The organism is Patescibacteria group bacterium (assembly GCA_041653535.1).
Lineage (GTDB): Bacteria > Patescibacteriota > Patescibacteriia > JACRDY01 > JACRDY01 > JBAZFH01.
On record JBAZFH010000003.1, the window covers coordinates 25,878 to 50,500 of the forward strand.

Annotated in this window: 27 protein-coding genes and 1 tRNA gene; 26 read left to right on the plus strand and 2 right to left on the minus strand. The window is 38.5% G+C overall.

The window, feature by feature from the left end:
• The first annotated feature begins 2 nt into the window (after positions 1 to 2).
• The 4 genes from WC310_03650 to WC310_03665 all read left to right on the plus strand — a co-directional run bounded on the left by WC310_03650 (position 3) and on the right by WC310_03665 (position 3,727).
• Positions 3 to 1,064: an MJ1255/VC2487 family glycosyltransferase gene (locus WC310_03650; protein MFA5358886.1), complete on the plus strand. Its 1,062-nt coding sequence runs from the start codon at positions 3 to 5 to the stop codon at positions 1,062 to 1,064.
• 1 nt (position 1,065) lies between these two features.
• The gene (rfbB, locus tag WC310_03655) at positions 1,066 to 2,076 is read left to right on the plus strand and encodes a dTDP-glucose 4,6-dehydratase (protein MFA5358887.1); all 1,011 of its coding nucleotides are present in this window, start codon (positions 1,066 to 1,068) and stop codon (positions 2,074 to 2,076) included.
• A 6-nt stretch (positions 2,077 to 2,082) separates the two neighbouring features.
• Positions 2,083 to 2,943 (plus strand): diacylglycerol kinase family protein, encoded by an 861-nt coding sequence (locus tag WC310_03660; protein ID MFA5358888.1) that lies wholly within the window; start codon positions 2,083 to 2,085, stop codon positions 2,941 to 2,943.
• Positions 2,944 to 3,007: 64 nt separating this feature from the next.
• On the plus strand, positions 3,008 to 3,727 hold the full coding sequence (locus tag WC310_03665; GenBank protein ID MFA5358889.1) for a sugar phosphate nucleotidyltransferase: 720 nt from the start codon (positions 3,008 to 3,010) through the stop codon (positions 3,725 to 3,727).
• Between the two features lie 57 nt (positions 3,728 to 3,784).
• Here WC310_03665 and WC310_03670 read toward each other — a convergent pair whose 3' ends face one another.
• A complete protein-coding gene (locus WC310_03670; protein ID MFA5358890.1) occupies positions 3,785 to 5,152 on the minus strand; it encodes a hypothetical protein in 1,368 nt (455 codons plus the stop codon).
• A 150-nt stretch (positions 5,153 to 5,302) separates the two neighbouring features.
• On the opposite strand from WC310_03670, the gene murA reads away from it, so the two are divergent.
• The 7 genes from murA to WC310_03705 are packed head-to-tail and all read left to right on the plus strand — an operon-like array spanning position 5,303 to position 11,475.
• Entirely contained in the window at positions 5,303 to 6,571 is a 1,269-nt protein-coding gene (gene murA / locus WC310_03675) for a UDP-N-acetylglucosamine 1-carboxyvinyltransferase (protein MFA5358891.1), read from the plus strand.
• A gap of 8 nt (positions 6,572 to 6,579) precedes the next feature.
• Positions 6,580 to 7,803, plus strand: coding sequence for a S41 family peptidase (locus WC310_03680; GenBank protein ID MFA5358892.1), 1,224 nt, complete (start codon positions 6,580 to 6,582; stop codon positions 7,801 to 7,803).
• Between the two features lie 24 nt (positions 7,804 to 7,827).
• A complete protein-coding gene (locus WC310_03685; protein MFA5358893.1) occupies positions 7,828 to 8,088 on the plus strand; it encodes an EF-Tu/IF-2/RF-3 family GTPase in 261 nt (86 codons plus the stop codon).
• Positions 8,089 to 8,097: 9 nt separating this feature from the next.
• Positions 8,098 to 8,553 (plus strand): 50S ribosomal protein L9, encoded by a 456-nt coding sequence (rplI, locus tag WC310_03690; GenBank protein MFA5358894.1) that lies wholly within the window; start codon positions 8,098 to 8,100, stop codon positions 8,551 to 8,553.
• A 10-nt stretch (positions 8,554 to 8,563) separates the two neighbouring features.
• Positions 8,564 to 10,183: a CTP synthase gene (locus WC310_03695; GenBank protein ID MFA5358895.1), complete on the plus strand. Its 1,620-nt coding sequence runs from the start codon at positions 8,564 to 8,566 to the stop codon at positions 10,181 to 10,183.
• A gap of 33 nt (positions 10,184 to 10,216) precedes the next feature.
• Positions 10,217 to 10,801: an HD domain-containing protein gene (locus WC310_03700; protein MFA5358896.1), complete on the plus strand. Its 585-nt coding sequence runs from the start codon at positions 10,217 to 10,219 to the stop codon at positions 10,799 to 10,801.
• On the plus strand, positions 10,783 to 11,475 hold the full coding sequence (locus tag WC310_03705) for an FkbM family methyltransferase (protein MFA5358897.1): 693 nt from the start codon (positions 10,783 to 10,785) through the stop codon (positions 11,473 to 11,475). Before WC310_03700 ends, WC310_03705 begins: the two co-directional genes overlap by 19 nt.
• 46 nt (positions 11,476 to 11,521) lie before the next feature.
• On the opposite strand, the gene rpmA is transcribed toward WC310_03705, so the two are convergent.
• Positions 11,522 to 11,806 (minus strand): 50S ribosomal protein L27, encoded by a 285-nt coding sequence (gene rpmA, locus WC310_03710; GenBank protein MFA5358898.1) that lies wholly within the window; start codon positions 11,804 to 11,806, stop codon positions 11,522 to 11,524.
• A gap of 123 nt (positions 11,807 to 11,929) precedes the next feature.
• Between rpmA and WC310_03715 the strand changes: the two genes are divergently transcribed.
• The 15 genes from WC310_03715 (at position 11,930) to WC310_03785 (ending at position 24,549) form a co-directional block, all read left to right on the plus strand.
• Positions 11,930 to 12,733 (plus strand): C39 family peptidase, encoded by an 804-nt coding sequence (locus WC310_03715; GenBank protein MFA5358899.1) that lies wholly within the window; start codon positions 11,930 to 11,932, stop codon positions 12,731 to 12,733.
• A gap of 42 nt (positions 12,734 to 12,775) precedes the next feature.
• A complete protein-coding gene (locus WC310_03720) occupies positions 12,776 to 13,000 on the plus strand; it encodes a hypothetical protein (protein MFA5358900.1) in 225 nt (74 codons plus the stop codon).
• A gap of 85 nt (positions 13,001 to 13,085) precedes the next feature.
• Positions 13,086 to 13,478, plus strand: a complete 393-nt coding sequence (locus WC310_03725) for an Rrf2 family transcriptional regulator (GenBank protein ID MFA5358901.1) — start codon at positions 13,086 to 13,088, stop codon at positions 13,476 to 13,478.
• Positions 13,479 to 13,519: 41 nt separating this feature from the next.
• The gene (locus WC310_03730) at positions 13,520 to 13,903 is read left to right on the plus strand and encodes an iron-sulfur cluster assembly scaffold protein (protein ID MFA5358902.1); all 384 of its coding nucleotides are present in this window, start codon (positions 13,520 to 13,522) and stop codon (positions 13,901 to 13,903) included.
• A 4-nt stretch (positions 13,904 to 13,907) separates the two neighbouring features.
• Positions 13,908 to 14,198, plus strand: coding sequence for a NifU family protein (locus tag WC310_03735; protein ID MFA5358903.1), 291 nt, complete (start codon positions 13,908 to 13,910; stop codon positions 14,196 to 14,198).
• Between the two features lie 28 nt (positions 14,199 to 14,226).
• Positions 14,227 to 15,414, plus strand: coding sequence for an aminotransferase class V-fold PLP-dependent enzyme (locus WC310_03740; protein MFA5358904.1), 1,188 nt, complete (start codon positions 14,227 to 14,229; stop codon positions 15,412 to 15,414).
• 58 nt (positions 15,415 to 15,472) lie between these two features.
• Entirely contained in the window at positions 15,473 to 15,862 is a 390-nt protein-coding gene (locus WC310_03745; GenBank protein MFA5358905.1) for a hypothetical protein, read from the plus strand.
• A gap of 8 nt (positions 15,863 to 15,870) precedes the next feature.
• Positions 15,871 to 16,944: a hypothetical protein gene (locus tag WC310_03750; GenBank protein MFA5358906.1), complete on the plus strand. Its 1,074-nt coding sequence runs from the start codon at positions 15,871 to 15,873 to the stop codon at positions 16,942 to 16,944.
• Between the two features lie 64 nt (positions 16,945 to 17,008).
• Positions 17,009 to 18,388 (plus strand): UDP-N-acetylmuramoyl-L-alanine--D-glutamate ligase, encoded by a 1,380-nt coding sequence (murD, locus tag WC310_03755; GenBank protein MFA5358907.1) that lies wholly within the window; start codon positions 17,009 to 17,011, stop codon positions 18,386 to 18,388.
• Positions 18,385 to 19,491 carry a putative lipid II flippase FtsW gene (gene ftsW / locus WC310_03760; protein MFA5358908.1) on the plus strand — a complete coding sequence of 369 codons (1,107 nt, stop codon included), beginning with the start codon at positions 18,385 to 18,387 and terminating at the stop codon, positions 19,489 to 19,491. The genes murD and ftsW overlap by 4 nt, the downstream gene beginning before the upstream one ends.
• 4 nt (positions 19,492 to 19,495) lie before the next feature.
• The gene (murG, locus tag WC310_03765) at positions 19,496 to 20,554 is read left to right on the plus strand and encodes an undecaprenyldiphospho-muramoylpentapeptide beta-N-acetylglucosaminyltransferase (protein ID MFA5358909.1); all 1,059 of its coding nucleotides are present in this window, start codon (positions 19,496 to 19,498) and stop codon (positions 20,552 to 20,554) included.
• A 239-nt stretch (positions 20,555 to 20,793) separates the two neighbouring features.
• Positions 20,794 to 21,036, plus strand: a complete 243-nt coding sequence (locus tag WC310_03770) for a GIY-YIG nuclease family protein (GenBank protein ID MFA5358910.1) — start codon at positions 20,794 to 20,796, stop codon at positions 21,034 to 21,036.
• A 9-nt stretch (positions 21,037 to 21,045) separates the two neighbouring features.
• A tRNA-Lys gene (locus WC310_03775) sits at positions 21,046 to 21,117 on the plus strand.
• A gap of 133 nt (positions 21,118 to 21,250) precedes the next feature.
• Complete coding sequence (locus tag WC310_03780; GenBank protein MFA5358911.1) at positions 21,251 to 23,905, plus strand: HAD-IC family P-type ATPase; 2,655 nt, start codon at positions 21,251 to 21,253, stop codon at positions 23,903 to 23,905.
• The gene (locus tag WC310_03785) at positions 23,902 to 24,549 is read left to right on the plus strand and encodes a hypothetical protein (GenBank protein ID MFA5358912.1); all 648 of its coding nucleotides are present in this window, start codon (positions 23,902 to 23,904) and stop codon (positions 24,547 to 24,549) included. The genes WC310_03780 and WC310_03785 overlap by 4 nt, the downstream gene beginning before the upstream one ends.
• Positions 24,550 to 24,623 lie beyond the last annotated feature (74 nt).

Consider the following 24,623-nt stretch of genomic DNA (forward strand, 5'->3'; position numbering starts at 1 on the left):
TTATGGCTAGAATTTTGTACTCAGTCCAAGGTGTTGGCATGGGGCATGCGATGCGTAGTTTGGTGGTAATAGAGCATCTGTGTTCCGAAGGGCATGAAGTAATTATCACCGCCAACCACAAAGCTTATGATTTTTTCAAAACTCGCTATCCGCGAGTTTATGAGTTAAAAGGATTTGATTTTGTTTTGGATAAAAACGGAATGATGCTTTGGATACCAACATTTTTGCGATGGGTGGAAAAAATGCCGGTTTATTTTTTGCAGAATACCAGGAGGTTACGAAAAATCATCAATGAGTTTAAGCCGCAAATAGTAGTCACCGACTTCGAACCTTTTGCGCACTATATTGCTAATATTTATCGCTTGCCGCTTGTTAGTATAGACAACCAACAGCGGATAATTTTTTGCCCACTCAAATTATCAAAAGGCTATCGTGACGAAATTTTTCGTGCCAAAGCTGCGATTAAATCTTTTATCGTGAAAGCCGATTATTATATTATTTTGGATTTTGCCGGTTGCAAGTTAAAAAAAGAAAAAAATAATGTTTTTTTGACACCACCGATTTTACGCAAAGAGATAGTACGCGCCCAGCCGACCGATGGGAATAAAATTTTGGTTTACATGTGGGAGCGTTACGCCGATCGGGCGATACAGGTATTAAATAAAATACCAGAGCACAATTTTATTTTATATGGTTTAAATCGTGAAGGCAAAGAGGGGAATGTGGAACTGCGTTTATTTTCTACGGAAAATATGGTAAAAGACTTGGCGGCTTGTCACGCGATAATTGGCAACGCTGGCTTTACTTTGGTTAGCGAAGCGATGTTTTTACAAAAACCGTTTCTGGTTGTGCCGATGGCTGGTCAGTTTGAGCAGATAGTTAATGCCCTGGAGATTAAAGAAAAAAACTACGGTCTGACTGTTGATGAGCTGACGGTCGAAAACGTTAGAGAATTTTTGTCACGGCTACCGGAGTTTAAAAAATCATTACAAGGTAAAGATTTTTGTGGTAACGAAAAAGTTTTTACAATCTTAGACAAAATAATAAAAGATAATAGTAGATAATATGAAACTATTTATTACCGGCGGCGCTGGGTTTATCGGCTCCAATTTTATTCTCTATTGGGCTAAGAAATACCCCAAAGACAAGATCGTTAATTTTGATAAATTAACTTATGCCGGCAATTTGGAAAACCTAAAAACGGTTGAAAAAAATAAAAATTATAAATTTATCAAAGGCGACATCACTGACCCGGTGGCGGTAAACAAGGCTATGGCCGGCGCTGATATCGTAGTGCATTTTGCTGCCGAAACTCACGTTGACCGATCAATACTTGGTCCAGCAGTTTTTGTTACGACCAATGTTATCGGTACTCAAGTGTTACTCGATGCCGCTCTCAAACACAAAATAAAAAGATTTCACCATGTTTCTACCGATGAAGTGTTTGGTGCGCTAAAGCTTGGCAGTAAAGAAAAGTTTAGTGAAAAAACGCCTTACAACCCGCATAGTCCTTATTCTGCGGCTAAGGCTGCGTCAGATCATCTGGTTCGCGCTTACGCCGATACTTTTGGTTTGCCGATTACTATTTCCAATTGTGCCAATAATTACGGCCCCTATATGTTTCCGGAAAAGCTGATTTCTCTAGCCATTACTAATTTAATGGAAGGAAAACCGGTGCCGGTTTACGGTGATGGTAAATATGTTCGTGACTGGCTATATGTCGAAGATCATTGTCGGGCGATTGATTTGATTTTGAAAAAAGGCAAAGTAGGGCAAACTTATTGTATTGGCGGTATGACCCAAGACGTGAATAATTTGGAACTAATAAAAAAATTATTAAAGATTTTGGGTAAAGACGAAAGCAGTATTGTTTTTGTCAAAGACCGTCCTGGTCACGATCGTCGCTATGCTATTGATTGGTCAAAAGCTAAAAAGGAGTTAGGCTACAAACCACGGTATGATTTTAATACTTGCCTGAAGAAAACTGTTGACTGGTATGTAAAAAACGAAAAATGGTGGCGGCGAGTTAAATCAGGCGAGTATCAGAAGTATTATAAAAAGCAGTATGGAAAGTAGTTTGTTATGAAAATATTAGTCATCCACAATTCGGTCGCTGGCAAAAAAAGAAAAGTCGTGCGCACTGCCCGACGGATTTTGCAAAATTTTGATTATGATTGGGTGGAGACGAATAAAAATGGGGACTATCTGGAAAAAATTGACGGCAAAATTTACAATCGAGTAGTTGTTTTTGGCGGTGACGGCACGGTGCACCAAACGGTAAACTGGATTTTGAAAAATAACTACGATTTGGTTTTGGGCGTGGTGCCGGTGGGTAGCGCCAATCTACTCGCTAAAAGTTTTAAAATTCCAAGTAACGTCGGACTAGCTCTTGATCTAGCCTTAACCGGGGAGACAGAAACGATTGATGTCGGGCTGATAAATAAAGAAAAGTATTTTATAATTGCCGCCGGTCTGGGGTATGACGCTTGGGTAATAAAAAATACCAAGCGTGCCTGGAAAAGATTATTTGGTTTTTTTGCCTATACTATTTCCGCTTGGCATGGTTTGTTTCATTTACGGGAAACTAATTTTTCGTTTACTATCGACGGTCAGCGCGTACAACATCATGCTAAAACTGTTTTTATTATGAACTTTGGCAAGTTTCTTGGTTTTGAACTTGGTCCGGATATCTCTTACAACGATGGTTGTTTTTCATTAGCCGTAGTGCGACCGGTTAAGCCAATAGATTACGTTCGAATGCTTGGGCGGCTAATCGGCAGAAAATTTAATTGGGAAAAACGGTTGGATTATTATAAATTTAAAAGATTGCAAATAAATTATGATAAAAATATTTTGTTGCAGGTTGACGGTGAGGGTTGGCAAGCGGGAAGTCCGATTGAGATTGAAGTGGCGAAGCAGAAATTGAAAGTGGTAACGAGATAATGCTAGTGTGCCAATAGTATATAGAAAAAAAACGATTAATTTAATTTATTTAAAAATAGCATCTATGAAAGGTATTATTCTTGCTGGCGGCAAGGCAACTCGGTTACGCCCGTTAACCAAGGTGACTTCCAAGCAGCTTTTGCCGATTTATAATAAACCGATGATTTATTATCCGTTGGAAACACTGCTCCGAGCGGGAATTAAGGATATTTTGATCATTATTTCCCCAGACAATGCCGGGCAATTTTTGCATTTGCTTGGTTCGGGCAAAGAGTTTGGTGAGGACGTGAGATTTAGTTACGAGATACAAGAAGAGCCACGGGGACTTGCCGACGCGTTTATTATCGGTGAAAAGTTTATTGGCGATGATAATGTTACTATGATACTTGGCGATAATATTTTTGAAGACGATCTAGCCAAAGATATTGCCAGTTTTGAATCCGGTGGCCGGATTTTTTGCAAAAAAGTTAATGATCCAGAACGGTTTGGTGTGGCGGTTTTTAGTCAAGATAATCAGGTTATGAAAATTGTGGAAAAACCAAAAGAATGGATTTCTGATTATGCTATTGTTGGTGCTTATGTTTATGACAACCGAGTTATAGAGTTTGCTAAAAACGTTAAACCATCAGCGCGTGGTGAAATTGAGATTACCGATTTGCATAATGCTTATTTGGATTTAGGTGAGCTCGATGTTCGATTTATTGAAGGCGGATATTTTGACGCCGGTACTTTTGATTCGCTTTTGGCTGCTGGAAATTTTATGGCACAAAAAGCAAAAGATTAATCGGATAAAAAAAGAGCCGGAAAAAATATTCGGTTCTTTTTAATTTGAATTTGTTATTTATTCTTGGATGGTTATTTCGAATATGCCTTCTTTGCTATCAAGTTTTCCGTTATAAAATATTTTATTTCCTTTTGGTGTAACCAGAAAATTCTTGATTTTTTCACCGTTAGCAATGTCTATAGAGTTTCTTTTGTCGCGGGCGTCCAGCTCGATAATTTTTACAGCATTATCAGTAGTAGTAATAATATAATCAGTATTTGGTATAAATGAGGTTTGATTAATAATCTGACCATAGCGGTCAACCAACTGATTGGTGTTTTTTTCGTAATCATATATCCAGATTTCAAAATCGTTGTTATATAAGAGGGTTTTTTGGTTTGTTGACCAGGAAAAATTTTTTGCTTCTCCAAAAAGTAATATTTGATTAAAATTATTATTAATCAGATAAAATTTTTGTTTTTCCCTATCAATAAGGGATATGGTTCCGTTTTGATTTTGACGGAAATCGAAATCCGCCATGGAGTCTAACTTTAAAAGCTTAGTCGGATTGGTCTGGCTTATTCCTTGATCCAGGCTGATTTTTTCCAGCCAATTTCCTTGTTCTGACCGGTGAGCGTAGTAAATTTCATTATTTAAATATAAAAAATCTTTGCCGTAATAATTTTCAATATCTGGTTTCTTGGTATAGAGAAGGCGACTTTCTTTTGTTAAAGTGTTTATCTGATAAAGATTGTTGCCAGAGCTGGCGTAAAGCAGATAGTCGACTTGGTCAGACCATTTTAGATGGTCGATCTTTTTGTTGATGATTCCGCCTGGCAATAGTTTTTTATCAGGGTTATCAAAGTTGTAAATAATAAAATTTTTTTCTACGTCTTGAGCAATAAATTGAGTAGAGCTAATAGACCATGATGATAGTTGTAATATTTTTGTTTTTTCTTCAAGAGGAGTGTTTTGCAAATTGTTAATATTAAAAGCAAATAAGTTGTTATCAGTGATATAAGCAAATTTTTTATTATCTGGTGATGGTAGTAACTGACTGGTTGGTTCTTCAAAAATGTTTACAGCCTTTTCTTTTTTAAAAAGCACCACTTTGTTGATAAAAGTGTTGACACTGCTAAAAACTTCTATTTCTTTCTCCCATGAATAATAACCGTCGGCACTAATAGCTATTTTATATTTTCCGGGAAGAAGATTCATGATACGCAGCGTGTTGTCTGAACGCGACTCTGTTCGCAGTTCGTTGTTAAGATAAATTTTAGCAGTCGTTGGAGATGGTTGGACGGAAATCGAGCCAACTTTTTGGATGTCATTTTTTTTGAAATTATAACGATATCCCGCCGTGTAAAAGATCAAAATCGGGGCGACGATAAGAAAGACCGCGACAAAAATGATGGCAATAAATCTCCTGGTTCTTAAAGATAGCATAAGCAGTGTTTTTTGTGATTTTATTATAGTTTATTTTCTTAGTAGTGGCAATTTTATCAATAAGTGTTTAAAATTAAGCCATAAATAATGCCATTTGCCTCAGAGGGCGAGAGTGGGGTATAATCTATACAAGAATTAGCTTCTTTTTTTATGCCAAAATTTATTATCAGTGGTGGCGCAAAAATAGGCGGAGAAATTAAGGTCGGCGGCGCTAAAAACGCGGCTTTAAAAATTTTTCCCGCCGCTATTTTATTTAAAGAAAAAATTAGAATTACCAACGTTCCCGATATTGAAGATGTGCACCGTTGCGAAGAGCTGCTTAAAGATATTGGTGCACTGGTAAACAATTTAGGCAATGGCGTTTATGAGGTAGATGCAAGTAATATAAACAAAACAGATTTAAACCCAGAAATAGTAAAAAAGTTTCGTTCTTCCATAATGTTTGTCGGTCCGCTACTGGCGCGTGCCGGGCAGGCTCGCTTTCCTCATCCCGGTGGTTGTGTAATTGGTGCCGGCGGTCGACCCATCGATTTATTTTTAGATGGTTTTTCTAAAATGGGAGTTGAACTAAAGACTGAAGATAAATTTTATCATTTATTTGCAAAAAATATTTTTGGTACGCAATATTTTTTCTCTAAAGTTACTGTTACCGGTACTGAGAGCATAATGATGACCGCTGTACTAGCAAAGGGCACGACGGTGTTAAAAAATTGTGCTCTAGAGCCGGAGATAACAGCACTTGCCGATTTTTTGAATAGTTGTGGCGCTAAAATATCCGGCGCTGGTACACCGACTATTACTATCGAGGGGGTAGACGGTTTGCGCGGGGGAGAATATAGGGTTATACCAGACAGGATCGAAACCGGCACCTTCGCTATTATGGCTGCGGTTTTAAATAATAAATTAAAAATCACTGATTGCAATCCGGAACACGTAGGAGCGTTGTGGCCGCTGTTTGATAAGATCGGGGTAAATTATGAGTTAGGTCATGATTATGTTGTTGTTCATTCTACTAAGGGTCCGCTCAAAGCTTGTAGTATGCAAACTCATGAATATCCAGGGTTTGCTACCGACCTGCAATCACCATATGTTGTTTTAGCTACTCAATGTCAGGGGCTAAGTTTGATTCATGAAACTATTTATGATCGTCGGTTACTTTTTACCGATATGTTAACGCAAATGGGTGCAAATATTATTATGTGCGATCCGCATCGGGTGGTTGTTAGTGGTCCGACTAAACTTTACGCGAAAAAACTGGTTAGTCCCGATTTGCGTGCCGGTATTACTATGGTTATTGCTGGTATGATTGCCGAAGGGACTACGGAGATAGACAATATTTATCAAATCGAACGTGGTTACGAGAAGATTGTTGAAAGGTTGATTCGTATCGGCGTTAATATTAAAAAAACAGAGGAATAAATATTATTATGAAAAATATTTTTCAGAAATATTTTGTTGTTTATATAGTGGTAATTTTGGTTTGTTTAAGTTTTATCGGCGGATTAACCGTTGGAAGAATAGAAAAAGGTTCGGAGCAAGGAAGGGTAAACAATTTTTTGCAAGATAATAAAGACAATTCTTATTTAGTGAAAAATGTTAATTTTCAGATTTTAGACGAAATTTGGAAGACGATAAAAAGTGATTATCTTTATAAAGACAAGGTGTTAGACACGCAGATGTTTTATGGCGCTTTGCGCGGAGTAGTGGATTCCTTGGGTGATCAGCATTCGATGTTTTTTGATCCCAAAGAAGTAAAAGAGTTTGAAGATGAAATGCGGGGAACGTTTGAGGGTATCGGCGCGGAGCTGGGAATAAAAAATAATCAGGTAGTTATAGTTTCTCCGTTAGCCGATTCACCGGCAAATAAGGCTGGTCTAAAATCGGGAGATAAAATAATGGCGGTTGACGGAAAAATGACAGCGTCGCTTGCTTTAGATGAGGTGGTAAGCATGATTCGTGGACCGAAAGGCACGAAAGTAAGTTTGTTGATTATCCGCGAAGGCTGGGATAGTCCTAAGGAAATAGAAATTATCAGAGATGAAATTCGTATTGACAGTGTTCGTTGGAGTATAAAAGAAGGTAATATTGTTTATATAGAAATGTACAGTTTTAATGATGATACGACAAAATTATTTAATAAAGCAATTAACGAAATATTACTCAAAAATCCTAAAGGAATAATTTTGGATTTGCGTAATAATCCCGGTGGGTATTTTGACGGTGCTGTTAGTGTGGCAAGCGAGTGGATTGACGAAGGTAATGTGGTTGCCAAAGAATCGTTTGATGGTACAAAACAAAACGAATATCGAGCAGAAGGTAAGAGTCGGTTAAAAGGCTACCCCACAGTAGTATTGATTAACGGAGGTTCTGCTTCCGGCGCGGAAATAGTAGCCGGGGCATTACAGGATTATAAAATAGCCACCCTGGTTGGAGAAAAGAGTTTTGGTAAGGGGTCGGTTCAGGAATTCAAAAATATTTCTGACGGTTCGGCGATTAAATTGACTATCGCCAAATGGCTCACCCCCAATAATCGGGATATCGATAAAGAGGGTATTATTCCTGATATTGAGGTTGTGCCGACGGAAGAAGATTATAAAAATAATATAGATTCACAATTGCAAAAAGCCATCGAAATTATTAAAAGTAAATGATTTTAATAAATAATTCAAAATTTTATGGCCGCTGAAAAAGCTATCGGTAAAATAACCCATTATTTTCCCCATATCAACGTCGCGGTTGTTAAAATCGATGACGGCGAGCTAAAGATCGGTGATAAAATTCGTATCAAGGGAGAGAAAACTGATTTTGAGCAGGCGGTAGAATCAATACAGGTGGAACACAAGCCAGTAGACGTCGTCCAGGTTGGTGAAGATGCCGGATTAAAGGTAGAAGGGGTTGCTAAAGAAGGTGATGTAGTTTATTTAATAGAAGAATGATTTATTTAAATGAAAGTTATTTTGACCAAACAGATTAATGGTTTGGGCGGTATTGGAGAAATCAAAGAGGTAGCTGACGGTTATGCTCGAAATTTTTTATTAAATCGTTCTCTGGCCATAGTCGCTACACCGCAAGCAATTAATGAATGGCAGGAAAAAGTAAAAAAACAAGAAGAACAAAAGAGGATAGCCGGCAAAAACGCTTCAGCTATTGCTAAGAAATTAAGCGGTCTAGTCTTGGAATTAAAAGTAAAGACCAATGACGAGAAAAAACTTTTTGGTTCGATTCATAAAAATCAGATAATCATCGCTTTGGCGGAGAAAGAATATTTTTTGAATGCTAAAGACTTGATTTTACCGGATCATATAAAAACCGTTGGTGATTATTTCGTTGGCTATAATTTAAAAGACGGCGGCAGCGGTAAATTTAAACTGCGCGTCATTAGTGATACAGGTAATAAGTAATTTAAATATTATGCAAAAATTTATTTTCGTAGTTGGCGGTGTGATGTCCGGGGTAGGCAAAGGTATTTCCGTTGCCTCGATTGCTAAGATTTTACAAGGTAAAGGTTTTCGCACGACAGCGATCAAGATTGATCCTTATGTTAATGTTGACGCTGGCACAATGAATCCGATAGAGCACGGTGAAGTATTTGTAACTGATGATGGTGATGAGACCGATCAAGACATCGGCAACTATGAACGATTTTTAAATCAAGACATTCTGCGTATCAATTATATGACCACTGGGCGTGTTTATCAGTCAGTGATCGCCCGAGAAAGAAATTTGGAGTATGACGGTCGTTGTGTTCAGGTAGTGCCGCATATCCCAATAGAAGTAATTGACCGTATAAAAAAAGCCGCAGCCAAAGCTAAAGCCGATTTTACCATTATTGAGATTGGTGGTACGGTCGGTGAGTATGAAAACATTTTGTTTTTAGAAGCGGTTCGCATGATGAAACTAAAAAATCCCAAGGATATCGCCATAGTTTTGGTAAGCTATTTACCGATTCCCGGCAAGTTGGGCGAGATGAAAACCAAGCCAACACAGCATGCTTCGCGCGCGCTCAACTCGGTTGGTCTGCAAGCCGATTTTATTTTAGCTCGAGCTTCAGTATCGGTTGATAAGCCTCGTCGAGAAAAGTTGGCAGTATTTTGTGGTGTGCCAGCTACCAATATTATTTCGGCTCCCGACGTTGACTCTATATACGAAGTGCCGCTTAATTTTGAAAAAGAAGGTTTCGGTAATCAAATTCTTAAGCATTTTGGTATTAAAGCGCGTCAACGTGATCTAAAGGATTGGCAAAAAATGGTCAATCAAGTTAAAGCTGCTAAAAAAGAAGTTAATATTGGAATCGTTGGTAAGTATTTTAGCACCGGAAATTTTGTTTTGGCTGATTCTTATATTTCAGTTATTGAAGCAATTAAACACGCTTGTCGGGTAAACAACTGTAAGCCAAAATTGCAATGGCTGAGTACTAAGGACATTGAAGATCGTGGACCGCAAGAAGTTCTAGCCGGTTTAGACGGCGTGATAGTTCCTCAGGGCTGGGGTAAGCGCGGTGCCGAAGGAAAGATCGCCACTATTCGATATTGTCGCGAAAAAAAGGTGCCATATTTTGGTTTATGCTATGGCATGCAAATGGCGGTGATTGAATTTTCTCGCAACGTTTGCGGTTTTAAAGACGCCAATTCGGAAGAAGTTAATCCTAAGACCGAGCATCCGGTAATTCATATTATGCCGGAGCAACAAGAGTATCTCAAAAAACGGCAGTATGGCGGCACGATTCGTCTTGGTGCCTGGCCGTGCAAGCTAAAAAAAGACAGTCATATTGCCAAGGCTTATGCTAATAAATTATCTATTTCTGAACGTCATCGCCATCGTTACGAGTTTAATAATAAATTCCGTCAAATATTAGAAAAAAAAGGATTGATCGTTTGTGGTACCTCACCGGACGGAAAATTAGTTGAAGCCGTGGAAATTGCCGATCATCCATTTTTTATTGGCACTCAGTTTCATCCTGAGTATAAATCACGACCGTTGGCCCCGCATCCATTGTTTGTTGAATTTGTTAGGGTTTGTTCAAAAAAATAGCTAAGTAAGAGATAAAAGCTGAGAGTAAGAATTATGAATCAAAGCTTATTGCTGGAATTAAAACAAAGCGCAGAAAAGACTCTCGCTAAAAATAAAAGATTTCATGACTTTGCTCATGCGATGGAGGTTTTAAATAATGTTGTTGCTATTATTAAAAATGAGGGCGGTGATAAAGACATTCTTTACGCCGCCGCTTTGTTTCATGACGCTTCAAATTTTCAGGAAAAAGGGATGGAGGGCGTCGATGGGGCTAAGATAGCTCGAAAAGCATTAATTAAGATTAAGGTATTTCCTCGAAAGAAAATAAAAGGAGTAAGTGACTTAATTATAAGTCTAGATAGGCAGGCGATGAGTTTGGAAGAAACTATTTTGAGTGACGCTGACGAGCTTGCTAGTTTTAGTAGATTATCCGTTGCTCGTGGTTTTATGATTTATGGCTCGCGGGGTGTGACGGTAAAATCGGCAGTCGAAGATTTTTTACGATATATTGATAAACGTTATTACAGCTTTAAACGAAAGAAATCGCATACCAAAACCGCTAGAAAGTTAGCTGAGGTTAGATATCCAGAAATAAAAAAATTTTTGCAATCTTTATATTTATGTACCCGATCAAAGTAAAATTTAAAAATCAACTAGTGGGTTTGCAATATCGCGATGACGCCGACCAAAGCGTAATTAACGAAATCTATAAATATCAAGAATATCGTTGCGCGGAAGAGGCGATTATAACCGCCGTTGATTCAGTCGTTGATGTTGGAGCTCACGGCGGTTATTTTAGTTTTTATGCTCGTATTTTAAATCCGAAGGTAAAAATTTATGCGTTAGAACCGGAGCGGGAAAATATTAAGTTTTTTGCTCGTCAGATGAAGGATGGCGGTTGGAAAAATATTACTTTAATCGAGGCGGCTCTGGCGGAAAAAACCGGCAAACGTGAGTTAGTCAGAGCAACGGATAGTCATAATCATCGGCTGGCTTTGCCGGGAGAAAAAGTTGATGGCAAGATAAATATAGTACAAGTTTATTCTTTTGCGGATTTTTGTGTTTCTTATAAAATAGATAAAATTTTTTTAATGAAGATTGATATTGAAGGAGGGGAGCACGAGTTGCTTGCTTCATTAAAAGATGACGATTGGAAAAAGATCGAAGCCCTGGTTATTGAATACCATAATAAACGCAAAGATGATTTTTTGCGGCTAGAAAATATTATCCGTCAGCGCGGTTATGGCGTGCAGGTGTTTCCTTCGCGTTTTGACAAGAGTATGGGTATAATATTTGCTAGACGAAAAAAATAAAAACCCCCTGACAGGGGATTTTTTAAAAAAATAAGAATTTTTTAAATTATTTTTTTTCCGGATCAACAGTGACAAAATTTCTCATTTTAAGTTTGCCGTCGTAGCTGCGAGTCTTGCGACTGTAAAATCTGACGATTCCAGTTATTTTGGCAAATAAAGTGTCATCGCCGCCTTTATTGACATTAGCTCCAGCGCGGAATTTTGAGCCGCGTTGACGTACTAAAATAGAACCAATCTTAGCTTTTTGTCCGGCATATAGTTTAACGCCCAGTCTTTTTGCTACCGAATCTCGACCAAGCGATGTAGAGCCACCAGCTTTTTTATGCGACATATATTTTTTAGTAACTGGCAGTAGTCATCTGTCAGTAGTTTGGTATTAATATTAAGTGGCTGTATTTTAACTTATTATTTTTTGCTTGTCAAGGTTCTATGTACCGAGTATAATAAAGGTGTTATGAAAAGATTAATTTGTTTGTTTTTTTGCTTATTTTTGCTGGTTTTGACCGGTTGCGACTCAGAACGAAGTGTTAATATTTCCGATTTTAACAACAATACCGCAGTAAAGGTTGATGAGCAGCCCAGACCAGTTTTAACAGAGATAAAAGACAGCGTAAAAGAGGCAGTGGATGACGGTATTGAAATGGTGGAGGAAAAAGTAGCCGATTTTAATACTGATGAAAAAGAAATTGGACTGCCGGAGATATTTGACCAGAAGATGGCTTTTTCTCGCCAAGCTCCTTTTGGCAATTGGGACACGGTTCATGAAGAAGCTTGCGAAGAAGCATCTTTGATTATGGTTAATAATTTTTTTCAGAAAAAACCACTGGACGAAAAAATAATGGATCAAGAAATAAATAAATTATTACCTTGGGAAAAAGAACGTTTTGGTTTCGTCGAGTCAACCACTATTGAAGAAACGGCTATTATGGCGAGAGAGTATTTCGGTTTAAAAACAGAAGTAGTGGTCGATGTTACGGTTGATCGGATAAAAAAAGAGTTAATCGCTGGCAGATTAATCGTCTTGCCATTAGCTGGTCAAGAGTTGCATAACCCCAACTATACCGGTGCCGGACCGCTTTATCATATGTTGGTGGTTAGGGGTTATGATCGCGATCAGTTTATTACTAACGATCCAGGAACGCGAAAAGGAGGGGGTTATAAATATAAGTACGATGTTTTGCTGAACGCTGTGCATGATTGGAACGGTGGAGACGTACTTAATGGCAAAAAAGCAATGCTTCTCATTCAGTTTGAATAGCGTTATGATCAAAATATAAAATTTAATAAATAATTTAAAATTATGAAAGACCTTTTGTCGGGATTTAAAACAGTCCTTTTAGAGATGATTTGGTTTTTTATCTTGCAGGGAATTTTCTTTTTTGCCTTTGCAATTTTCACATTATTTTATCCGTTTGCTCTGGTAATAGTAGTGGCTTTTTTTCTGGTTTGTATGGCGGTACTTTATATTTATTTTGGCTGCAAGATTTGGTTGATCAGACATAAAATAAACAAATTTCTCAAATAGTTATTATAACGCTTGACAGGTTTTTATCATCTGCTAGTATATAAATACCTACCAATTAAGTAGGTATTTATCTTTTGTCAAAAATATGAAATTTTCTTTGGCTAGTAGCTATGGCTTACGGACGATGATTCGTTTGGCAAGAAATTACGGTAAGGGGAGTATTTCCTTGTCTTTTATCGCTAGAGAAGAAAAAATTTCTCTTGGTTATCTGGAGCGTTTAGCAGTTAGGCTGAAAAGCAGAGGACTGATTTCAAGCGTCAAAGGTGTTAATGGCGGTTATGCCTTGAGCATGGATCCGCGACGAATTTCTGTAAAAAAAATTTTGGAAGCGATAGAGGGGAGTCTTTCACCTTTTTATTGCGCTAGTGAAAATAACGTCTGTAAAACTAGTGACTGCTCGGCAAGAATAGTTTGGCAGAGACTAAATAGGGAAATCGATAAGACTTTAAATAAAATAAAGCTGCAAGACTTAATATAGGGTCTGATCCAAAATTATGGGTCTAACCACTAACCACTAATATGTTATATAATAAAACAATCATTGATCACTTTACTCATCCGCGCAATCAAGGAAAAATAAAAAATGCTGACGGTGTCGGCGAGGCAGGAAATCCTATTTGCGGCGATATCATGAAAATTTATCTCAAGGTAAAAAAACAAGGAAGTAAAGAAATTATTTCCAATATTAAATTTCAAACACTTGGTTGTGCAACGGCGATTGCCAATTCTTCGGTTTTAACCGAGATAGTAAAGGGGAGAGACGTAAAAGACGCCTTAAAAGTTACTAACAAAGATTTGATAAAAAAACTTGGTGGCGACGTGCCAAGGGCTAAAATTCATTGTTCTTTTTTAGCTAAAGAAGCCCTGGAGGCAGCGGTTAAGGATTATCAAAGTAAAAAATAATTATATGATTAAAAACAAGGTTGCGAAAAAGGTTAGAACTAAAACCGGGTCAAAATTGCCGACAAGTGATTTTAAAAAATACGTTCAAGCTGCCTTAGCTGTTGCGCGACCTAGTTTACAAGCCCATGGCGGTAATATTAAGCTAGTTTCTGTAGATGAAAAAAAAGGTTTGGTTAAGGTGAAGTTGCAAGGGATGTGCGTTGGTTGTTCTATGGCGCAAGTAACACTTCAGCAAGGTATTGAAAATTTTTTGAAAGAAAAAGTAAAAGGGGTAAAAAAAGTAGAAGGGGTTTAAATTATTTTAAGGTTTGTAGCTATTATTTATGGTGCAAAAAAATAAAATATATTTTGATCATGCAGCAACTACACCAATCGATCCCGAGGTATTAAGGGCGATGTTGCCGTATATGAAGGAAAATTTTGGTAATGCTTCGTCGCTTCATACTTTTGGTCAAGATGCGGTGAATGGTGTTGATCGTTCGCGTGATGCGTTAGCGCTGTTTTTTGGTTCTTCCGCGCAAGAAGTGATTTTTACTTCTGGCGCAAGCGAAGCTGATAATCTTGCTATTATTGGCATTATTAAAGCAAGTAAATTAGAAAAACCCCATATTATCACTTCCAATATTGAGCATCCGGCTGTTTTGGAAGTGTGTAAAAATCTGGAAAAAGAGGGTAAGGCTGAAATTTCTTATGCTAAGGTAGATAAAAAAGGATTGGTTTCGGTCGAAGCGATAAAAAAATTGTTCAAAGATAATACCGTTTTAGTAACGGTTATGTATGTTAATAATGAAATTGGTACAATCCAGCCAATTCGCGATATCGGAAAGATGATAGAAAAGGAAAATGAAAAAAGAAAAAATAACAAGATTTATTTTCATACTGACGCCGTGCAAGGAGCGAATTATTTAACATGCAATGCGGATTATTTGCATGTTGACATGATTTCTTTGTCTGGGCATAAAATTTATGGTCCGAAGGGAATAGGCGCTTTGTATGTTCGCCGTGGTACGCCAATAAAAGCTTTTCAGTATGGCGGTCATCAAGAGTACGGTTTGCGACCAGGCACACTCAATGTTCCGGCCATTGTTGGTTTTGGCAAGGCAGTAGAACTTCTTGGCGATAAAAAGCATAAAAAAGATAACGAAAAAATAAAAAAACTACGTGATACCCTTTGGCATAAAATAGAGGAAAAAAAACTTAATGCCGTGCTAAATGGAGACGAAGAACAACGCGTACCCAGCAATTTGAATGTTAGTTTTAAAAACATTGAAGGCGAAAGCGCTCTTTTAATGCTTGACATGGAAGGTTTTGCGGTGTCAACTGGATCGGCTTGTGCTTCGGGGTCATTGTTAGCCTCCCACGTTTTGTTGGCCTTGGATCTTTCTCACTTGGATGCACATGGTAGTCTGCGTATTACCCTAGGTAAATATAATACAGAAAAAGATATTGATGATTTTGTCAAAGTTATTCCAAAAATAGTAAGTAAACTGCGGAAGATAGCTTCTCAATAAATTTGGTAAAAACCGTTAATTATGTTAAAATGTCTTTGTAAGGTATAAATGGGTATTTATGATTTCCCAGCTATTTATTTTTTGGTCAAATCTCAAGACCCAACTAAGAGTTATTTATTTACAGGATAAGATAGCAATTTTCCTGTTTTTATTTTCTTTGATTTTAAATCTCGCGCTTTATATTATTTTTATTGTATTTGTCGATTCCGGGACGGATCAGATTATTCTACACTATAATATTTATTTTGGCATCGACTTACTCGGAAGTTGGTACAATCTTTATATTATGCCGGCGGTAGGAAGCTTTTTGCTGCTAACCAATTTTTGCCTCTTATTTTTTGTTTATAAGCGCGAACAGATACTTGGATATTTCTTGGGCGCGGTATCAATTTTGGTCGAGCTGCTGCTTTTAATCGGTGGCAGTCTTTTATTATGGCTTAATTTTTAAACTATTTTATGCAATATTTACCGGTGATAAAAATTGTTGTTCTGACCACTGCCGCTTTTGTTTTTTCTATGCTATGGACGCCGTTACTAACTCATTTTTTGTATAAATATAAATGTTGGAAAAAAACCGTTCGGACTGTCGCGCCGGACGGTAGCGCTACGCCTATTTTTAGTCAGTTGCATAAAGACAAAGAAACTAATGTTCCGCGAATGGGTGGATTACTCGTTTGGGTAACAACTTTAATTTTTTCTTTTGTTTTCATGATTTTTTGTCCGATCTTTTCTACTTGTTCCTGGTTTACTAATTTAAATTTTTTAAATAGGGCGGAAACATGGTTGCCGCTTTTTACTTTAATTAGCGCTTCTTTGATCGGACTGCTGGACGACATTTTGGTGGTTAAGGGTTTCGGTGAAAAAGGAAAAGGTGGCGGTATTCGGTTTCGCCATCGGCTGTTACTGGTAGCTATTATTGGATTCGTAGGCGCCTGGTGGTTTTATTACAAACTGGGTTGGGACGTTTTACATATTCCTTTTGACGGGTCGCTGGTACTGGGTTGGACGTTTATTCCATTTTTTGTGGCGGTGATGCTGGCAATGTTTAGTACCAGTGTTACTGACGGTCTCGATGGTTTGGCTGGGGGATTGTTTGCTACGATGTTTGTGGCCTTTGGCGCGATCGCCTTTGCTTCTGGTAAATTTAACCTGGCAGCGTTTTGCGGGGTAATTGCCGGGACGTTATTGGCTTTTCTTTGGTTTAATATTCCGCCGGCGCGGTTTTATCTAGGCGAAACCGGCATTTTAGGTCTTACGACCACTTTAGCTGTCGTTGCCTTTTTGACTAATTCAGTCTTACTTCTTCCTGTTATTGCGTTCGTTCCCTTACTTGAGTCGGTTTCTGTTATTATTCAATTATTCTCAAAAAGATTGCGCGGTGGGAAAAAAGTTTTTTTCTCTACGCCGATTCATCATCATTTTCAAGCGATTGGTTGGCCGGAATATAAGGTAGTGATGCGTTTTTGGCTGATCGGAGGGGTGACGGCGGTAGTAGGAGTAGTATTGTTTTTGATAGATAAGACGTTTTAAAAATAAAAGAAATTATAAATTGGAAATTAAATGTTCTGGATAATTTTCATTTTTCAATTTTTTTATGAATCTAAAAAATAAAAAAGTATTAGTCATGGGACTCGGGTTGCACGGCGGAGGAGTGGGGGTTGCTAGATGGTTGGTTAAATCCGGAGCTAAAGTTACTATTACCGACCTTAAAAACAAGGAACAGCTTAAATCTTCGATCGCTAAGCTTAAAGGATTACCCGTCAAATATGTTCTAGGTCGGCATAACAAAAATGATTTTATCAAAACAGATTTGATTGTCAAAAATCCTGGAGTTCCTGACGATTCAGAATTTCTTAAAATAGCTGCCAGAAATAAAGTGCCGGTTGATACCGACATTGCTTTGTTTGTCAAAAATTGCCCAGCGCCAATCATTGGTATTACCGGCACTAAGGGTAAAACCACTACCACCACCTTGGTTGGTGAAATTTTTAAAGCAGCAGGTCGTGCGCCAGTGGTGGCAGGAAATATCCGTGTTTCGCCGCTTGATTTTTTATCCAAGATAAAAAAAGACGGTTCGGTGATTCTAGAGCTGTCATCTTGGCAGCTAGAGGGTTTGGATGCTTGTGGTTTTAGTCCCCATGTTAGTTTGATAACTAATATCACTCCTGACCATCTGAATCGTTACCAGTCTTTTGATCATTATGTCGCTGCAAAAGCTATAATTTTTCGTTATCAAAAATCAGATGACGTTTGTATTTTAAATCGAGATAACGCGCCGACTAAAAAATTTGGCGCTATCGTGCCAGGCAAAAGGTTGTGGTTTTCCCTTAAATATTTTAAGGAAGAAAATGGTAGTTATCAAAAAAACGGTTGGATTTGGTTTCGTCATAATGGTAGGGAACAAAGAATTTTACCAATTAAAGAAATTGTTTTACCGGGAAACCACAATTTTTCCAATGTTTTAGCGGCGGTAGCATTGGCATCGATTTGCGGTATTAAACCTGGTGTTATCCGTTTGGTGGTTAAAAAATTTAAAGGCATTCCCTATCGATTGGAATTAATACGTGAATTACGTGGAGTGAAATATTACAACGATACGGCGGCGACGGCGCCAGATGGAGCAATTAACGCCTTACGCACTTTAGGCAAAGGAAAAAATATTGTTTTGATTGCCGGTGGTGCCGATAAAAAACTTTTTTTTAAAGATTTTGCTGCGGCGATAAAAAAGCACGTTAAAGCCACGATTTTGTTTAAAGGGAGCGCCACGCCAAAAATAAAAAGAGAATTACTAAAGGTTAATTATTGGGCAGTGACGGAAGTGGATAGTATGGTGGCGGCGCTTACCGCGGCAAACAAATTAGCTAAAAAGGGGGATATAGTTTTGCTTTCCCCCGGCTGTGCCAGTTTTGGTTTATTTATTAATGAATTTGACCGTGGCGATCAATTTACGGCGCAGGTAAAAAAAATAAAATGAAATCTCTCGGACGCCAGCCAGACTATTTTCTTATCGGTGTTATTGCCATTTTGCTTTTATTTGGTTTAACTATCCTATCTTCAGCCGGCGCGCCTATTTCTTATCAGAAATTTGGCGATCCGTATTATCTGGTGAAACATCAAATATTGGTTGGCTTATTGCCTGGAATTTTTTTCTTTTTTTTCTTTTTACGCCTTGACTATGATAAATTAAAAAAAATTGCTTTTCCCTTGCTGGTTGGCTCAATTATTCTTTTATCCGTAGTTTTTATTCCAGGATTACGTTCGGAATACGGTACGGCGCGAAGCTGGATAAATATATTTGGTTTTTCCCTCCAGCCGGCGGAAATAGTAAAGTTGTCTTTTTTGATTTATTTGGCTGCCTGGCTTGATAGTCGTAGCGAGCGAAAGGTACAAGACCTGAAAAGCGGATTTATTCCTTTTGTCTTGGTTCTAGGCATTATCTCGATATTGATGCTTTTACAACCAGATGTAGGTACGTTGTCGATTATTATTTTGTCTGCTTTGGTGGTTTATTTTGTCGGCGGGGGTAGCTGGCGACATATGATAATTATCGCAGTCGCTGGACTGGCTGGTTTATTAGCGTTAATAAAAATAGCCCCTTATCGTATGGCTCGTTTTACCGCTTTTTTGCATCCAGAAAAAGATCCGCAAGGGCAAGCTTATCATATTTGGCAGTCACTTATTGCCATTGGCTCCGGCGGTTTTTGGGGTGTCGGGCTGGGGCACTCGCGACAAAAATTTTCTTATTTACCCGAGGTAACCGGTGATTCTATTTTTGCCGTGATTAGCGAGGAGTTTGGTTTTATCTTTACAATAATCTTTATCTTTTTACTTTTAGTTTTTGCTTATCGCGGAATACGGTTAGCCAAGTCCGCTCCCGATCGTTTTGCCAGATTGTTAACCATTGGTATTATTTCCTGGCTAGTACTACAGTCTTTTGTGAATATTGCCTCCATGCTTTCGTTGATGCCGATGACTGGTGTCCCACTGCCTTTTGTCAGCTATGGTGGAACGGCGTTGATGACTTCACTTGCAGCAATAGGGATATTGGCAAATATTTCAAAGTTTAGTAAGATGTAATCCTATGAAGATATTACTGACCGGTGGCGGGACTATGGGATCGGTTACGCCGCTGCTAGCAATAGTGGAAAATATGCGTGTTAAATATCCGGAGACGGAGTTTTTTTGGATTGGGACTGTAGATGGTCCGGAAAAGATGGTAGTGGATTCTTACAATATTTCCTTTGCGGCGATAAACAGCGGTAAGCTACGTCGATATTTTTCCTGGCAAAATTTTGTTGACCCGTTTAGAATACTTGCCGGTTATTTTCAGAGCCGCAAGATTATCAAGCAGTGGCAGCCAGATATTATTTTGTCAGCCGGTTCTTTTGTCTCTGTGCCTGTGGTCTATGCTAGCGGAAAAATTCCAGTGTTGATCCATCAGCAGGATATTGTTCCGGGATTAGCTAATAAGTTAATGGCAAAAAGAGCTGAGAAAATTACTGTAACCTTTTCTGAATCAGCGGTAATATATTCTAAAAATAAAACAGAAGTGGTTGGAAATCCGGTGCGACAAAGTCTGATGTCTGGCAGTGTAGAAGCGGCGACAGAAATTTTTAGCCTTGAAGGTGGTTTACCGACTTTGTTGGTAGTCGGTGGCGGTACGGGCTCTTTGGTGTTAAACGAAGCGGTGGTTGGCGCTGTACCGCAACTCACTACATTTTGCCAAGTGATTCATATTACTGGTGATGGTCGCGCTGTAGGGGGAGAAGTGGCGACGCCACGATATCATCATTATGATTTTTTAGTTGATGAAATGAAAGACGCGTTAGCAGTTGCTGATGTAGTCATTTCTCGAGCAGGACTTGGTTTTTTGACTGAACTGGCGGTTTTAGGAAAAGCAACAATATTAGTGCCGATGGCTGATAGTCATCAGGAGACTAATGCCAGTTATTTTGCTAAAAAAAACGCGGCGGTGATATTGCCTCAGGGGCAGCTTGGTCCGGAAAGCATCGTCTCTTTTGTAAAATCTTTATTGGATAATCAATCAGATTTAGCCAACCTGCAACGTAATATCCGGTCATTAGTAAAACCAGATGCTGCCAGCCGGTTAGTCGAGATAATTTTACAGTTGACAGCTTAGTGGTAAAAATGTAGAATAACGCCGTGTTATTAAGTTGAGACGATTAGTTGTTTTTTAGGCGTTATGTGGCTAAAAGCTGTGTAGTTTTTTCTAAAAGTTTTTAATTACTAATTATTAATTAATAATTAGTAATCGTTGTTTGGGTGCTTAGCTCAGTGGTAGAGCGGGCCGATTTATCGGCCGCGTCGAGAGTCTCCGCCTCGGCTTTCGCCGTAGGCGAAATAGGCGATTTTCTAGGTATGTATTTTATTTATATATTGAAAAGTTTGAAAGATTATGGTTATTATGTCGGTAGCACGGCAAATTTGGAAGAAAGACTTAAAAGACATAATCAAGGTCGTTCAGCGGCTACTAAAAGCAGGAGACCGTGGGAGTTGGTTTATTCTAAAAGGTTTAAAAGTAAAAACGAGGCAATAAAATTAGAGTATTATATCAAGAAGCAAAAAAGCAGTAAGTTTATAAAAGAGTTTATTAAAAAATAATATTGTCGTGGGTGCTTAGCTCAGTGGTAGAGCGCCAGCCTTTTAAGCTGGGCGTCGAGAGTTCGATCCTCTCAGCACCCATTTTTTATTTGTTTAAATCTAAGTTAAGGCAGTGGGGCGGATGGATTTTTCGGTAGCGTTGAGAATTTCCGTCTAGGCTTTGCCGTAACTGGGTAGCCAAAGTACCCGGTTTTTTGTTATAATACAAATAATTATGAGCGAAAAACCATGGCACTCTTTGTCGATTTCAGAGGTATTTCGGGTGTTAAAAACCTCAGACGTGGGTTTGTCGGAAAAAGAAGTCAACAAGCGGATTTTTAAATTTGGTAAAAACACACTGCCGGAAGAAAAAAAGACCACGGCTTTTACTATAATTTTTAACCAAGTGAAAAGTCCGCTGGTTTTTATTTTATTTCTGGCAAGTATTGTTTCTGCTGCTTTAGGGCACTGGTTAGACGCTCTGGTAATTTTAGCCGTGGTTATTTTTAACAGCATTATTGGATTTTTTCAGGAGTACAAAGCAAGCCAGGCTATAGCACAGTTGAAAAAAATAGTCAGCTATCAAGCGCTGGTTATCCGTGGTGGAGCTAAAATAATGATTGATGCTAGCTCGATTGTACCTGGAGATATTGTAGTTTTAGAGCCTGGCATGAAGGTGCCGGCTGATTGTCGTTTGATAAAAATAAACGATCTCCAAATGGTGGAGGCGGCTTTGACGGGAGAATCGGAACCAGCCGATAAAAAATTGAGAATTTTATCTATTCAAACAGTGATTTCCGATCGAGATAATATGGTTTTTATGGGAACGGTAGTAGCTCGGGGCAAAGGTCTGGCGGTTGTTTGTGCTACGGGAGGCGCTACCGAGATCGGTAAAATTGCCGAAATGGTGAAAGAAACAGAAGAGGAACAAACACCATTACAGGAAAGTATAAATCGTTTGGCGATTTTTCTTTCTTGGCTCGCGGTTACTGTTTGCGTTATTCTATTTATTGCCGGAGTTTTAGCCGGCAGAGATAAGCTAGAGATGTTTTTGGTCAGCGTGGCGATAGCGGTAGCCGCTATTCCGGAAGGATTAGCGATAGCATTGACGGTTATTTTGGTTATTGGAATGAAAAAGATTTTGAAACAAAAATCATTGGTAAGAAAACTGATAGCGGCAGAGACTCTCGGCGGAACGACGGTGATTTGTAGCGACAAAACTGGTACCTTGACCGAAGGGAAAATGGAGGTGGCAAAGTTAATATTGCCGGGTCATGAAATTTTTTTAGAAAAAAAGAAAATTGAGATTAGTGATAAATCAACCTTGGCTTTCAAAATTGCGGTTTTATGCAACGACAGTTTCATCCAGAAAAACGGTAAAGAAGAGTTGTTGGTGGGTGATTCAACAGAGCAGGCATTATTACGGGCCGGAATTAAAGTAGGCATTAATCCGGAAAAACTGCAGTCTGGTTTTTCTCGTTTGGACGAGGTGCCCTTTTCTTCCGAAAGTATGTTTATGGCAACTCTTAACAAAGGTTTTTTAGCTGATCAGATGACGCTATTAGTTAAAGGAGCGCCAGAAGTCGTATTGTCGCGTTGTACCAATATTTTGGTTGATTCGCAAATAAAATCGATTAATTCTCAAGATAGTCTGGTGTGGAAGAAAAGAATCGCCCAACTTACCGCTCGTGGCTATAGGACTTTGGCGGTGGCTTATAAAGAAGTGGCTAAAGACGGTAAGGTTAAAATAAAAGACAGAGTAAAAGATTTGGTTTTTGTTGGCATTTTTATTTTGCGCGATCCGTTACGCGCCGATGCCAGGGAAACTATCGAAATTTGTCGTCGTGCGGGTATTAGGCCGATACTTATTACCGGTGATCATCGTTTAACCGCTGTTAGGATCGCTCAAGATGTCGGGATTGAAGCAAATGATAAGACAGCGCTAGAGGGTATTGATCTGGATAAAATGGACGAAAAGTCTCTGATTAAAGTAGTTAGTCGAATCAATGTTTATGCGAGAGTTGAGCCGCGGCACAAGATTAGAATTGTCGAAGCGTTACGCGACAGAGGCGAAGTGGTGGCAATGACTGGCGATGGCGTTAATGATGCGCCGGCGATTAAAGCAGCCGATATCGGTATTGCTCTTGGATCCGGTACTGACGTTGCCAAGGAAACGGCGGATTTGATTTTACTTGATGATAATTTTCGTACCATTGTTGATGCTGTCCGTGGCGGACGAGTGATACTTGATAATTTGCGTAAAGTTTTAGTTTATCTTTTGTCTAGTACGGTAACAGAAATGTTTTTGATCGGCGCTTCGATAGTTTTTGGTTTACCCTTACCGTTGATTGCGATCCAGATTTTGTGGGTCAATATCGTCGAAGACGCTTTTCCTGTTTTTGCTCTGACTACCGATCCTGAAGAAAAAGGTATTATGTCTGAGCGCCCACGCGGTCGCGACAAGTCTTTGGTTGATAGAAAGATGAAATCAATTATTATCTCAATGTCGGTTTTAAACAACCTTTTTTTATTTTCAATATTTTATTTTTTCTTACATTTTAGGGTTTATAGTTTGGACGAAATAAGGACAGTGGTGTTTGTTGGTTTGGCTAGCGGTTCGTTATTTTACGTTTTTGCTTGTCGTTCTTTACGTTATCCGATTTGGAAGTATAACCCTTTTGCCAACGGCTATGTCAACCTTTCGGTGGTTGTTGGTTTTTGTTTGATGGCTTTAGCGGTTTATTGGTCTCCGTTACAATTGGTTTTAAAAACCGTACCGCTTCATTTTGAGTTATGGCTGATTTTGCTTGCTTTCGGCGTTTTAGCTTTGCTTTGTATAGAGATGGTAAAATATTTTTTCATTTCAAAAAATAATGGTAAAAAAATATGACAAATGAAAGGTTGATTAGAAATATCGAACTGGCTTCGGATGAGTCGGTGCAGATGATTGTTCGCCGGTATTTATTGATTTATTGGTGGCAAATATTGTTAGTCATAATTTTTCTTTTGCTGCCATTTTTTTTGCTCTATCCTTTGTTGCAATGGGATACGTGGGGACCGGTGATTTTTTCCTTGCTTTTGGCTTTTAGTTTGTATTATCTGTGTCGATTTTATGTTAAATGGTATTTTGGTTGTTTAGTGGTGACAAGTCAACGCTTGATTGATTTTGATCAGCGAGGAATGTTTGATCGAACCGTATCTCCAGCACCGCTTGATCTTATCGAAGACCTTGGTTACCAACGGCGTGGTTTTTTTCAGTCAATATTAAAATATGGAACGGTTCATTATTCCTTGCCCCAAGGACAGGCAAGGATTATTATTTTCGGTATAAAAAACCCGCAAAATATTTGTCAAAAAATAGAATTATTGATAACTGATGCAAGAAATCATCGGTTGTCTCGTGCTTTAAATGTGGATCAGCGCTCTATTGGCGAAGACGACGCGGTTTTGGGGCGCAAAAAAGACGGTCTGGAACAGGAGAATTTTAAAAAGACAATTAATGAAATACGGAGCCTAGACGATGACCAGATTTAATTTTTTTGGCTTAGAAACGTTATATTGATAAAGCCTTATAAGGTAGTTAACCATTTTTTGTTTTTTTGCTATAA

Bases quoted from the DNA above. Each gene is read 5' to 3' on its own strand.
- WC310_03695 (MFA5358895.1), top strand. From the start codon at position 8,564: ATGCAAAAATTTATTTTCGTAGTTGGCGGTGTGATGTCCGGGGTAGGC.
- murD (MFA5358907.1), top strand. From the start codon at position 17,009: ATGAATCTAAAAAATAAAAAAGTATTAGTCATGGGACTCGGGTTGCAC.
- WC310_03770 (MFA5358910.1), top strand. From the start codon at position 20,794: ATGTATTTTATTTATATATTGAAAAGTTTGAAAGATTATGGTTATTAT.
- WC310_03750 (MFA5358906.1), top strand. From the start codon at position 15,871: ATGCAATATTTACCGGTGATAAAAATTGTTGTTCTGACCACTGCCGCT.
- rfbB (MFA5358887.1), top strand. From the start codon at position 1,066: ATGAAACTATTTATTACCGGCGGCGCTGGGTTTATCGGCTCCAATTTT.
- murG (MFA5358909.1), top strand. From the start codon at position 19,496: ATGAAGATATTACTGACCGGTGGCGGGACTATGGGATCGGTTACGCCG.
- WC310_03685 (MFA5358893.1), top strand. From the start codon at position 7,828: ATGGCCGCTGAAAAAGCTATCGGTAAAATAACCCATTATTTTCCCCAT.
- ftsW (MFA5358908.1), top strand. From the start codon at position 18,385: ATGAAATCTCTCGGACGCCAGCCAGACTATTTTCTTATCGGTGTTATT.
- WC310_03780 (MFA5358911.1), top strand. From the start codon at position 21,251: ATGAGCGAAAAACCATGGCACTCTTTGTCGATTTCAGAGGTATTTCGG.
- rplI (MFA5358894.1), top strand. From the start codon at position 8,098: ATGAAAGTTATTTTGACCAAACAGATTAATGGTTTGGGCGGTATTGGA.
- WC310_03665 (MFA5358889.1), top strand. From the start codon at position 3,008: ATGAAAGGTATTATTCTTGCTGGCGGCAAGGCAACTCGGTTACGCCCG.
- WC310_03720 (MFA5358900.1), top strand. From the start codon at position 12,776: ATGAAAGACCTTTTGTCGGGATTTAAAACAGTCCTTTTAGAGATGATT.
- WC310_03700 (MFA5358896.1), top strand. From the start codon at position 10,217: ATGAATCAAAGCTTATTGCTGGAATTAAAACAAAGCGCAGAAAAGACT.
- WC310_03785 (MFA5358912.1), top strand. From the start codon at position 23,902: ATGACAAATGAAAGGTTGATTAGAAATATCGAACTGGCTTCGGATGAG.
- WC310_03705 (MFA5358897.1), top strand. From the start codon at position 10,783: ATGTACCCGATCAAAGTAAAATTTAAAAATCAACTAGTGGGTTTGCAA.
- WC310_03745 (MFA5358905.1), top strand. From the start codon at position 15,473: ATGATTTCCCAGCTATTTATTTTTTGGTCAAATCTCAAGACCCAACTA.
- WC310_03660 (MFA5358888.1), top strand. From the start codon at position 2,083: ATGAAAATATTAGTCATCCACAATTCGGTCGCTGGCAAAAAAAGAAAA.
- murA (MFA5358891.1), top strand. From the start codon at position 5,303: ATGCCAAAATTTATTATCAGTGGTGGCGCAAAAATAGGCGGAGAAATT.
- WC310_03670 (MFA5358890.1), bottom strand. From the start codon at position 5,152: ATGCTATCTTTAAGAACCAGGAGATTTATTGCCATCATTTTTGTCGCG.
- WC310_03735 (MFA5358903.1), top strand. From the start codon at position 13,908: ATGATTAAAAACAAGGTTGCGAAAAAGGTTAGAACTAAAACCGGGTCA.
- WC310_03715 (MFA5358899.1), top strand. From the start codon at position 11,930: ATGAAAAGATTAATTTGTTTGTTTTTTTGCTTATTTTTGCTGGTTTTG.
- WC310_03725 (MFA5358901.1), top strand. From the start codon at position 13,086: ATGAAATTTTCTTTGGCTAGTAGCTATGGCTTACGGACGATGATTCGT.
- WC310_03650 (MFA5358886.1), top strand. From the start codon at position 3: ATGGCTAGAATTTTGTACTCAGTCCAAGGTGTTGGCATGGGGCATGCG.
- rpmA (MFA5358898.1), bottom strand. From the start codon at position 11,806: ATGTCGCATAAAAAAGCTGGTGGCTCTACATCGCTTGGTCGAGATTCG.
- WC310_03680 (MFA5358892.1), top strand. From the start codon at position 6,580: ATGAAAAATATTTTTCAGAAATATTTTGTTGTTTATATAGTGGTAATT.
- WC310_03730 (MFA5358902.1), top strand. From the start codon at position 13,520: ATGTTATATAATAAAACAATCATTGATCACTTTACTCATCCGCGCAAT.
- WC310_03740 (MFA5358904.1), top strand. From the start codon at position 14,227: ATGGTGCAAAAAAATAAAATATATTTTGATCATGCAGCAACTACACCA.